This is a genomic window from Glycomyces xiaoerkulensis, assembly GCF_002798405.1.
Taxonomy (GTDB): Bacteria; Actinomycetota; Actinomycetes; order Mycobacteriales; family Micromonosporaceae; genus Glycomyces; species Glycomyces xiaoerkulensis.
This window is the reverse complement of the sequence record NZ_PGGV01000010.1, coordinates 76973-87461: the sequence shown is the minus strand read 5'-3', so window position 1 is coordinate 87461 and position 10489 is coordinate 76973. Positions and strand designations below refer to the sequence as shown.

The following is a 10489-nucleotide window of genomic DNA, read 5'->3' as shown; positions in this document are numbered from 1 at the left end:
GCCATCGCGAGGTCGGCGCAACCGGCCGCGTAGACCTCTTTGGAGTTCTCGGCCCACCATGACGTGCCGTCCCCGCGGCCGGTGGCCGCCTCCTTGCGGGCGTTCCAGGATTTGCGAAGCCCGTAGGCCGACCAGTTCACATACGGGGTCAGATCGGCCTCGGCCAGGCCGTAGGTCCGCTCGGCCTCCCGCTGGTCCAGGTTCGCCCGCACCACCCCGAGCATGTGGTTGAACGCGAACCGCTTCCCACCGCAGTGGGAGCCGAACGCCTCGGCCTGCACCGGGGTCGGGTCGAGCGCGTACCGGTAGGCCTTGATGACTTTCACGACGCGGACTCCGAAGCGGCTTTCATGGCGGCCCGGGCGCGGCGCTGGGCCGACCGGCGGCCGTACAGGCGCGCGCACATCCAGATCAACACCTCGGTCATCTCCGGCACCAAGTCGTCCTCGACCTCGGCCTCATCCAGCACGACAATGGAACGGCCTTGCGCTGCAAGCGCGGCCTCCACCTGCTCGAACCCGAACCTGGCCAGCCGGTCCCGGTGCTCGACCACGATCGTCGACACCGAAGCGTCGGCCAGCAGCCGCCGCAGCTCGACCAGGTTCCCGTCCAAGCCCGAACCGGTCTCGCACACCGTCCGGCCCAGCCCGATCCCGCGCCGCGAGCACTCCAGGGCCACACGCCCGGCCTGCCGCTCCAGATCGTCCTTCTGATCGGCACCCGAGACCCGGCAGTACGCCACCGCCTGCCCCTCGGCGGCCTGCGGCGGCTCGACCAGGATCGTGCCCGTAGGCAACTGCCGCGCCGGGACCGGCAGAAGCCCGGAGTGGAACCAGCGCAGCGCCGTCCGGTACGACACACCCCGCTCCCTGGCCCACTCCTTCAAACGCATAGACACAAACGTACACTCATGTATCTAGAACAACACAACCAGGGCAGCAGTTTTTAACCCCTCTCGGCCGCACCACCGCGAGCTCCGGCACCGATTCTATCGATCAAACGTTTCCGACTTCACCCGCACGGCGCCGCCGCCGATCGGAACGCGCGCGTTTTCGCACTGCGGGCGCGAAGTGCTCCCATACTTCGTCTTCCCGGGCCGGAGCAGGCTCATCAATGCGAGGATGTATCGCTACAACAATGCAGGGAGCCGTCTCCTCAGCACAGCCCGACGGTGCCACGGGGTCGTGCGGGCAGCCCGGCGGGCACGAGGGGCGGCCGAGATCGACGAACGGGCCTTTGAGTGATTCGCCGGCTGCGACGCCGAAGTCTCGGTCCGCCCCTAGCAGTAGCACTCGATCGCGGGCGGTTTGTCAGTGTGTACGTTGCGGAGCTTGTGGGTGTGAGATCCGCCGACGAATCCTCCCCGGGGTCAGATCGGGTCGATGCCGTTCAGCGTCGGGACCACCGGGCGGATGGAGCCGTCGGCCTCGAAGTGCAGGCGGTCGATCATGACCTCGCGGTGGGTGCCGTCGCCATCGGGGATGGCGAAGCGGTGGTAGGCGATGTACCACTCGTCGGTTCCGGGGACGCGGACCACCGAGTGGTGGCCGGTGCCCTTGATGCCCTGGGACAGGTCCTTGGCCAGGATCACGCCCGCCGGGTCGCTCCAGGGACCGAGCGGAGAGGAGCCGGTCGCGTAGTTGACCCGGTAGTCCTCGCTACGAGTGTCGTCCTCCGACCACATGAAGTAGTAGGTGCCGTCGCGTTCGATCACGAAGGCGCCTTCATTGTAGTCGGGCGGGTTGTAGGTGCGCACCTGGGAGGCGTCGAAGGAGGTCATGTCGTCGTTCAGCGGCACCTGGTGGGAGGCGCCCTGGCCCCAGTACAGGTAGGACTGGCCGCCCGAGTCGGTGAAGAGGGCCGGGTCGATCGCCTGGCCCGCGTAGTCTCCGGCCGAAACGAGGGGGTGGCCGAGGGCGTCGGTGAACGGGCCGGTGGGTGAGTCCGACACGGCCACACCGAGGTGCTTGCTGGTGTCGCCGCTGGCGCGCCCGCCGGAGAAGTAGAAGTAGTACCGGCCGTTCTTCTCCTCGATGCCCGGGGCCCAGGCCGAATTGTCGGCCCAGGAGACGTCGGCGGCCACGTCGAGGATGACGCCGTGGTCGGTCCAGTTGACCAGGTCGGTCGAGGAGAAGGCCCGGTACTGGGTTCCCGACCAGCCGTCGAAGCCGTCGGTGGTCGGGTACAGGTAGTAGGTGTCGCCGAAGCGCACGATGTTCGGATCCGCGTACAGCCCCGGCAGTGTGGGTTCGGCCTCGGGGTCGGGCCCCTGGTCCAGACCCCACCGCTGGTTGGCGGCGCCGAAGCAGTCGTACTGCTGCAGCCGGGCGCCGTTCTCGGTCGAGGCGCTTACCACGTCGAGGCACTTCCCCGAATGCCGTGCGACGATCTCGACCTCGCCGCCGGCGTCACGGACCTCCCACTGCTGGTTGGCGCCACCCCAGCAGTCCCACTGCAGGATCGCGGCGTTGTTGTCGGTCGATTGACCCTCCACGTCGAGGCACTTGCCGGACGATTGGGAGACGATCTCGACGTAGCCGTCGCCGACCTCGCGCAGGTCCCACTGCTGATTACTACCGCCGTGGCAGTCCCATTGGACGATCTCGGCGCCGTTCTCGGTCGATGCGCTCAGCACATCGACGCACTTGCCCGAGTGGGCGGCGACCAGGTCGGTGGGCCCTTCGGGCAAATGCTGGTCGGCTGTCGCGGATGAGGGGCCGACTAGCATCAAGGCCGTAGCCAGCATCAATGCCGGCACGAGCGAGAACAGTCGTCGCATGGCGGACTCCTAATAGGTGAGAGGCGGATATCGGTCGCGGAGCGAGCTCCGAAACGCGGGCGTTGTGGGAGGGCTCGGACGGAGATCGGCAACGGCGTTCGGACGCTGACGATCACCGCGAATGTGAGCGCGGCCCCGGCGAAGGCGCCTGCGGGGAGTAGCGTCGCGATCGCCTTGCTGCCGATGATATCGATAACACATCGATCTAGTCAATAGTATCGATACAACTTTGTCGGCACCCCTGATCCGGCCGATGGCCGGGGTTCGGCGTTCAGCGGGTCGATTCGCGTCCGATGACGAACGGGGCGATGCACTCCGGGCTCCGGCGGCGGCGCCGCGCAAGCGGCCGGCGACGAGCTGCACGACTCACTCGGCGGCCCTGATGGTCGGGCCTGCCCGGCGGAGGAGCGGAACCTCGGCCGCATCGCCGAGCGTGACGGTCTCGCCCCGACGCTCGTCGACGGCGCACGCCTGCTTTGCTCCGACCACTACGCCCCGCCCGGCGCTGAGTCCGTCCGTAGGGTCGTGACCACCGCAGCCGGAGGCCTGGTGCTTGAGGTCGAAACAGGACTGACCGTTCGACCGGTGCGAGGCCGAGACGGGTAGTGATCATCCTCAGTTGCCGGTACCGCAACCGGATTCTTCAACCGGCAGGTGCTCGGAGGCCCCTGTCGACGAACATCACGCTGCTTCGTTTACGCTCCTGAACAGGCGAATTCCGACCCTGTGCACTTTGGAGAAGAGCTGCCGGGTCGATGTAGAACGGCATTGATTACCAATTTCCAGAACGCATCGATCCTGCCGGTCGCGCCGATACACGGCCGCATGAGCGCATCCCGTTCACCCCTGCGGATTGCTTTCTCGATTTCGACGGATTCGGGCCGACCGAGCGCCTGCTTAAGTTCCCTCAAAATTCCCTGCTACGTACCCTCGTCCTCGGTTCCATCAGGTGGACCTCACGATTGGACGGATTAGGACGCTATTGACTGACAGATTTTCGCCACTTACCCACGGGAGTCGATTTTCATATTCTGTCAATGCAGCACGAACACCGAACTTCGCTCGACGAATTTAGGAGTCTGCTTCATGAACATGCGCCTCCGCCCGCTTCTTTCCGCCATCCTCATCGCATTCGGGATCATCGCCGGCGGCACCGTCGGCCATGCCGACGCCGCATCGGCAGGGGATGCAGCACCGGCCGACGACTGGGAATGGGACTGATCGACTTCCAGTCTCAGGGGCCGGACTTGCTCCTCCCATCAAGCGGAGCCCATTGCACGGCAAGTCGGTCGTCGGTGGCCCTCCCGGCTCCGGCCCCATCATGGTTTACATGTGCTCAGCAGCGAATGGGCGGCTCCCGTCGGGAGCCGCCCATTCTTCTTGCCCCTCGCGGGGCTCCGTATTCCCGTGCCGGAGCGCGCTTCAACGCCCGAATGGCTTCAACGCCTGGTCGACCAGCTTCCAGGAATCGTCCCGCACCAACGGCGCAAAGGCCCGCCTCACCAACTGATCGCACCGGTCGGCGGCGATTTCGTCGATGCTCTCGTGCAGGAATATGACAACGTAGTGCCCACCTTCTCCGGCCTCGCAATACACGTGCTCGACACGGTCCCCGTGTGAGGCGGATGCCAGAATGGCCGCAGTCAGGTCTCTCTCCACGAGGGGACCTTCGTGCGCGATTCTGGCGGAATACACAAGAATTTGACTTACCTTCTCACTCTGTTTCACGGCTGTGTCGCCGGCCGATTCGTTCAGTTGGTATTAAGACAATTCAACTCAAATCGACTCGATGCCGTAAGTGGGGGAAGTCGGCCGGAGGCGCCTGTCAGGATTCGGCCACCGCGGCCGTGGCGATGGACCCGTGAACGGTCGGGCCGGCGGGTCCCTGCGGACGGCGGGGCCGGGCTCCGCTCGGGCAGAACCGGCGCGGAGCCCGGCCAGGGGCGTCCCATCAGCCTTCCTTCATGTCGAAGCGTTCATCGCTTCGATCCTCCTGAGCTCTTCTTTCTCCGCGGCGTTCGCTCGGCGACGCTGCGCGAGCAATGCTCCGCAGAGGACCAGTACGCCCCCGAGGATCTGCACGGCGGTCAATCGCTCGCCCAAAGCCAGCCAGGCCGAAATCGCCGCCACCACGACCTCGAGGGTCGCGATCACGCCGGCCACCGGCGCCGACAGCATCCTGATCGCGGTGACGCCGCAGGCGTAGGCGAAGACGGTGCCGACGACGACGACCCAGGCGACCAGCCCGATCACCGGAACGGAGACGTCCGCGATGTTCGCGCCGTCACCGAGCGCGCCCCAAGGCAGGTTCCACGGCTGCGCCAGGAGCCCCACCGCGAACGCGCCGACGACCGCACCGCCGGCGGTCATCGTCAGCGGGTCGGCTTCCCGGTCGGCCTTGTCCGACAGCAGGAAGAACGACGCCTGGCAGAGGGCGGCCCCGAGTCCGGCCAGCACTCCTATGAGATCGAAGCGCAGCCCGGTCCAAGCCTCCACCACGACGGCGGTGCCGCAGATGGCCGTCAACGCCCCGGTCAAGGCGGTGACGGGAATCCGCACCCGGCGCACCGCGACGAGCCAGGCGATGACCAGTGCCGGCGCCAGGTACTCCAGCAGCAGGGCGATGCTCACCGGCAGCCGGGAGACCGCTACGAAGTAGCAGACCTGCACCCCCGCGAAGGAGACGATCCCATAGGCGGCGACGTACCTCGTATTGCGCTTGAACAGCCAGATCAGCGACCGACGCCTGGTGATCCACACATAGGGAAGCAGCAGCAGCGCCGCTCCCCCGAGCCTCAGCCAGACCATCTGGAGCGGAGTGACGCCCGCCTCGATGACCGCTTTCGCGGCCGGACCGGCGCTGCCGAAGAATATCGCCGCGGCCACGGCCAGCAGCAGCCCGAGCAGCGTCCGCGGCGCGATGCTCCGCGTCTTGGAGTCCGCGTTCAATTCGGCTCCCACTCGATCGCTCCCTCCAGCGCGGCCGCGGCCTTGTCCGCCTCGGCCGCCGCGACCTCCCGCGTGGGCCCGTCGGTGATGACGTGGCCGATGCGGTCGGTGAAGTCGCCCCGGAGCGTGCACCGGTCGCCAGCCCGGACTCGTACCGCGGCCTCGAACGCCCCGATCTCCTCCAGCTCCGCCGAATCCGGTACTCGCCGGATCGTACCCTCGTGCGGAAGGCGCAGGAACCGGATGGCCGCACCGCTGCGCCATCGCCGCTCGGGCATCGTGCGGGGGCCGCCGACGACCTGGGCGATGTGGGCGGAGATCAGATCGACTCCGTAGGCTAGCTCGATGAGGCGGGGGATGTTGCCGCCGGCCAGGCGCGGATTGACTTCGATGACATAGGGCGTGTCGCCTTCCAGCCGGATCTCGGCGTGCACGGGACCGAACTTCGCCCCGAGCGCGTCGGCGGCGTCTTCGGCGGTGCCGCGGACGGCCCGGTCGAGTTGGGGCGAAAGCGCGGAATCCACGTCGTGCCCGACCTCCACGAAATTCGGAGGTGCGCCGACGTGCTTGGACACGACGGCGACGACCTCGCCGTTGAAGAGCTCGACCGAATACTCGGGGCCGTCCACGAAGCCTTCGACGAGGATGCGCCCGGCGCGCGGCAGGCCGCGCTCGTTGGTTCCGGCGCCGAGCAGTCCGGCGGCGGCCTCGATCGCCTCGTCCGCGTCGGCGCACAGCCGCACGCCGACCGAACCGGACCCGTCCACGGGCTTCACCACCACCGGCCCGCCCAGGTCCGCGGCCGCCGCTCCGACCTGATCGGAGGTGCGGCATTCCCGCCATCGGGGGATCGGAACACCGGTCCCCGAAAGCGTCCGGCGCGCAGCGGCCTTGTCCCGGCAGCGGGCCACGGATTCCGGTGAGGGGCCGGGAAGCCCGAACGAGGCGGCGACTCGGGCCGCGGTCGCCACGAAGTAGTCGCTGGAGCTGGTCACTCCGCGAACGGAGTCGCCGGGCAGGCCCTCGCACCAGGCGGTGATCGCCGCGGCGTCCGAGGTGTCGAGCTCGACGACCTTCCCGTAGCGGTCGAGCCACGGCCCGTAGCGCTCGGGGTCGCGTGCGAGCAGGACCGGCACTTGGCCGGCGCGGGCGGCGGCCTCGGCGAACAGGCCGCCGGTGCCGGTGGTGTTGCTCTCCACGAAGACTGCGTATCCGGTTTCAGGACCGGTCCGGCTGGTCGCCATGCTTCACCTCTTTCGCAGGTGCCGCCGCGAGGTAGGACCTCACGGCGTCGTTCAGGTCGTGCCGCCACGATGCGGCCTTTCGCAGGTGGCGCTCGGCTTGCTCGCACCGCCGCCGGAGGTCCTCTTGCAGCCGGAACCGGACCTTGTCGAACGCGTCCGGTGCCGGTCCGCCGCCGTAGGCGCTCGCCTCCAGCGTCGCCCGCACGTCCATCTCCTCCAGGATTCGCCGGGCGTCCTCGTCGACGGCCGAGTCGGGTTCGACGGTCCGATGCTCCTCGGCGGCGGAGATCAGGCGGCCGATCGCCTCGTGGGCTCGGCGGAACGGGTGCCCCAGGGACACGAGCCGGTTGGCGGCGGCGGTCGCGGCGGTGTGGTGCCGCGCGGCGTGGTCCTCGGTCTCCCGGAGTCGCGGACGCGCCCAGGTGAAGTGCGCCCTCAGCAGCCGCAGCACCTCCACGGTGCTGTCGAAGGCCGGCCAGGCCTGCTCGACCGCCTCCGTCCCGACCTCGATGGAGTTGGTGAACGGCGCGGACTTGGCCGCGAGCAGGGCCGCGGTGAGGGCCCCGACGGTCTGGGACGACCGGCCGCGAAGCTGCTCCAGGAGGTAGGCGTTGCGCTTCTGGGGCATCGCGGAGCTGGATCCGACCAGATGGTCGGGCAGCTCCAGCAGTGCCGGTTCCGCGGTCGTCCACATCTGGAGGTCCATGGCCGCACGGGAACTCGCGATGCCGATCGAGGCGGCGGTGGACAGCACGGCGGTGACGCTGTCGCGGCTGGCCACGGCGTCCAGTGCCACCGGGAACTGCGAGGAGAATCCGAGCAGTCCGGCGGTCGTTCCCTGATCGATGGCCAGGTCGGTCCCGGCCATCGCGCCCGCACCCAGCGGCGAGCGCTCCAGGTGAGCGCCCTCGGCCAGCAGCCGGTCGGTCTCGCGTCCCAGCGCCGCGGCGAAACCGGCCAGGTAGAACCCGAAGGTGATGGGGACCGAGGGCTGGAAATGCGTGAATCCGGACATGACCGCGTCCCGGTGGCGGCGTGCCGCGCTCAACGCGATCGCCTCGGTCCGGAGCAGTTCGCTCAGCAGCCTGCAGTGCGCATCGCGCAGGCGCAACTGGCAGACGGTCGCTTTGAGATCGTTGCGCGACCGCCCGGTGTGGATCCGGCCGGCGGTCTCCTCGCCGACCATCGCCGCCAGGTGGTGTTCGTAGAGCAGGTAGAGCCCCCTGGGGGCGTGCCTGCCGCGGAGCGGGCCGAAGTCGTCGGCCTCGAGTGCTTCGATGGCCCCCAGGAGCGGGACGACGTCCTCGTGCGCGACGATGCCGGTGGAGGCCAGCATCAGCAGGTGGGCGCGGTCGACCGCGGTCATGTAGCCGAGTTCGTCGTCGATGGCCTCGTCGGCGGTCGCTCCGTACAGGATGTCCCGCAGACCGGGGAGGACCGGCTCCCGGATGCGTCCGGTGTCGTGTCGGTCGTTCATTGCGCTGCCCCCACTGCGGTGAGTTCGGCGGGCGACGGGCGGCGGTTCCATTCGAAGCGGCACCAGTCGCGCAGCCCTTCGAGCGGGCTGCCGACCGTCCGCGGCTCGTCCGGCGGCGCTTCGGCGTTGGCCGCGAACCACTCGTCGTCGTACACCGTTGCGTGGTAGCGGTGCCCTTCGTCCGGCAGCATGACCACGTGCAGCCGATCGGGGTGCGCCCGGGCGTGCCAGGCGGCCACGAAGTAGGCGGCCCCGCTCGTGGGGCCCATGAAGGCGGCGTGCGAGCGGTGCAGTCCGCGGGTGGCGTGGGCGGCGTGGCCGTTGGAGATCCAGTGGACCTCGTCGAACGTGCTGTGGTCCACATTGGCCGGCATGAGGCTGTTCCCCAGGCCCCTGAGGGCGCGCGGCCCGTCCGGCTGGCCGAAGATGACGCTGTGGTGGGTGTCGACGCCGACCGCGAGCATGTCGGAGTTGACCTGCCGCAGGAAGCGGGCGGTCCCGCTCATGCTGCCGCCCGAACCCACCGGGCCGATCAGGGTGTCCACGGCCCCCAGGCTGTCGACCAGATGCTCGGCGACGACGGCGTACGAGCGCGGATTGTCGGGGTTGGTGTACTGCTGCGGGCAGAACGCCTCGGGGTACTCCTTCAGGAGCTCCTCGACGCGGTCGATCCGGGGCTGCTGATAGCCGCCGCCGGGGGCCGGCTCGGTCACGATGTCCAGGCGGGCGCCCATACCGGCCAGCCGGGACGCGAACTGGGCGTCGATGACCGGGTCGGACACGAGCGTGAGGTCCCAGCCGTGCAGCGCCGATTCGATGGCGAGCGCGAGCCCGAACGTCCCCGAGGTCGTCTCGACGATCTTGCCTCCGGCCTCCAGTTGCCCGGTCTCGGTGGCCTTGTGGAGAATGTAGCGCGCCGGGACCAGCTTCATCAGGCTGAACGCGGCACCGATGAGGTTCGGGCCCAGTTTGATCAGTTTCGGAAGCGCGATGGCGTCGGAGTAGTTGCCGAGTCCGCGGTTCATTGACGGCCTCCTTGCCGGTAGTTCTCGTAGGGAGAGAAGAGGTAGGCCTGGTCGATGCCCAGCCGGGACAGCTCGTCCCGGCAGCGCGAGGCGGCACCGGCCGCCCGGAGGGGCTCGCGGGCGTCGAACAGCACGCCCGCCACCGAGCCGCTGTGTGCGATCTGGACGCCCACCGCGCCGGCTCGGCGCGCGAGGCGGGTGAGTTCGGGAAGCAGGGGCCGTTCGATGAACCGCTGGTTCACGGCGGCGCTGGCGCTGGCCACTTTGCCCAGCAGTACGGGATCGCCGGTGCCGATCGCGTGCCGGGCGGCGGCGAGCAGGACTCCCAGGCGCGCCTTCTCCTCCCGGGTGTAGCGCGCCGGTCGCATCTCCAGGGTGTCGATCCCGGCGACGTCCAACTTGAACCCCAGCACCAGCAGTGGCGGGAGTTCGGGGCCCAGGGTCTCGAGGATCCGTCCTTCCCGGTGTGCGAACAGCGGGACCGAGCCGGGGTACATGATGGAGTCGGCGGCGGTCTCGGCCTCGACGGCCAGTCGCGCCACGACCGCGCCGGGCAGGCGCTGGCCGACCGAGTCGCCCACGGCGCGGATGGTCGCGACGACGTCCGCGGTCGACGACCCCATGCCGAGACTCGCCGGTATGTCGTTGCGGAGCGAGATCTCGCAGCCCGAATCCAGCCCCAGGTGGCCCAGTGTCAGTCGCGCCGCCGCGGCGGCCTTCGTCTTTCCGGCCGGTACCGAGATCTTCCCGGGCTCCGGCAGGATCCTCACGGTCGCCTCGGCGGTCTTGTCCGGCATGGGGAGGGTGATCAGGGCGCGGACTTCCTCGCCTGCAACGCGGAACGCACCTTGGAGTATCTCTCCGTGGTGGCCGCCGCAGATGCCGTGTCCCACCGGCGCCGCGGGCTCGGCGCGGTCCGGTGCGTTCCATGTCGTCCGCGGAGTCGTCGTGGTCTCAGCCGCCAGCAATGTCATAGCGATCCTCTCTGTGGAAGGGGCGGTCTACGGGGTCGGTC

The 10489-nt window shown here is 68.8% G+C and carries 9 protein-coding genes and 2 pseudogenes; 1 reads left to right on the top strand and 10 read right to left on the bottom strand.

What is annotated here, in order from left to right; translation table 11 throughout:
• From CUT39_RS03245 to CUT39_RS21620, 4 genes and pseudogenes are all read right to left on the bottom strand, one after another.
• The coding region (locus tag CUT39_RS03245) for a helix-turn-helix domain-containing protein (protein ID WP_198586839.1) at window positions 1-326 on the bottom strand (326 nt) is incomplete at its 3' end.
• Window positions 323-892, bottom strand: a complete 570-nt coding sequence (locus tag CUT39_RS03240) for an IS607 family transposase (RefSeq protein ID WP_100444535.1) — start codon at window positions 890-892, stop codon at window positions 323-325. The genes CUT39_RS03245 and CUT39_RS03240, both read right to left, overlap by 4 nt.
• Window positions 893-1372: 480 nt before the next feature.
• A pseudogene (locus CUT39_RS21625) lies at window positions 1373-2248 on the bottom strand (family 43 glycosylhydrolase); the annotation flags it as partial.
• 33 nt (window positions 2249-2281) lie between these two features.
• Window positions 2282-2728 (bottom strand): annotated as a pseudogene (locus CUT39_RS21620) (RICIN domain-containing protein); the annotation flags it as partial.
• A 1137-nt stretch (window positions 2729-3865) separates the two neighbouring features.
• On the opposite strand from CUT39_RS21620, the gene CUT39_RS21410 reads away from it, so the two are divergent.
• The gene (locus CUT39_RS21410) at window positions 3866-4000 is read left to right on the top strand and encodes a hypothetical protein (protein ID WP_269799136.1); all 135 of its coding nucleotides are present in this window, start codon (window positions 3866-3868) and stop codon (window positions 3998-4000) included.
• A 201-nt stretch (window positions 4001-4201) separates the two neighbouring features.
• On the opposite strand, the gene CUT39_RS03230 is transcribed toward CUT39_RS21410, so the two are convergent.
• The 6 genes from CUT39_RS03230 to CUT39_RS03205 form a co-directional block, all read right to left on the bottom strand.
• The gene (locus tag CUT39_RS03230) at window positions 4202-4438 is read right to left on the bottom strand and encodes a hypothetical protein (protein ID WP_100444533.1); all 237 of its coding nucleotides are present in this window, start codon (window positions 4436-4438) and stop codon (window positions 4202-4204) included.
• Window positions 4439-4741: 303 nt separating this feature from the next.
• Complete coding sequence (locus CUT39_RS03225; RefSeq protein WP_198586838.1) at window positions 4742-5740, bottom strand: EamA family transporter; 999 nt, start codon at window positions 5738-5740, stop codon at window positions 4742-4744.
• Entirely contained in the window at window positions 5725-6972 is a 1248-nt protein-coding gene (locus CUT39_RS03220; RefSeq protein ID WP_100444531.1) for an ATP-grasp domain-containing protein, read from the bottom strand. The genes CUT39_RS03225 and CUT39_RS03220 overlap by 16 nt, the downstream gene beginning before the upstream one ends.
• Window positions 6947-8449: a lyase family protein gene (locus CUT39_RS03215; RefSeq protein ID WP_198586837.1), complete on the bottom strand. Its 1503-nt coding sequence runs from the start codon at window positions 8447-8449 to the stop codon at window positions 6947-6949. The genes CUT39_RS03220 and CUT39_RS03215 overlap by 26 nt, the downstream gene beginning before the upstream one ends.
• A complete protein-coding gene (locus CUT39_RS03210) occupies window positions 8446-9474 on the bottom strand; it encodes a pyridoxal-phosphate dependent enzyme (RefSeq protein ID WP_100444529.1) in 1029 nt (342 codons plus the stop codon). Before CUT39_RS03210 ends, CUT39_RS03215 begins: the two co-directional genes overlap by 4 nt.
• Window positions 9471-10448, bottom strand: a complete 978-nt coding sequence (locus CUT39_RS03205) for a GHMP family kinase ATP-binding protein (protein WP_100444528.1) — start codon at window positions 10446-10448, stop codon at window positions 9471-9473. The genes CUT39_RS03210 and CUT39_RS03205 overlap by 4 nt, the downstream gene beginning before the upstream one ends.
• Window positions 10449-10489 lie beyond the last annotated feature (41 nt).

Coding starts and splice junctions, on each gene's coding strand:
- CUT39_RS03215 (WP_198586837.1), bottom strand. CDS start 8,449: ATGAACGACCGACACGACACCGGACGCATCCGGGAGCCGGTCCTCCCC.
- CUT39_RS03220 (WP_100444531.1), bottom strand. CDS start 6,972: ATGGCGACCAGCCGGACCGGTCCTGAAACCGGATACGCAGTCTTCGTG.
- CUT39_RS21410 (WP_269799136.1), top strand. CDS start 3,866: ATGAACATGCGCCTCCGCCCGCTTCTTTCCGCCATCCTCATCGCATTC.
- CUT39_RS03240 (WP_100444535.1), bottom strand. CDS start 892: ATGCGTTTGAAGGAGTGGGCCAGGGAGCGGGGTGTGTCGTACCGGACG.
- CUT39_RS03205 (WP_100444528.1), bottom strand. CDS start 10,448: ATGACATTGCTGGCGGCTGAGACCACGACGACTCCGCGGACGACATGG.
- CUT39_RS03210 (WP_100444529.1), bottom strand. CDS start 9,474: ATGAACCGCGGACTCGGCAACTACTCCGACGCCATCGCGCTTCCGAAA.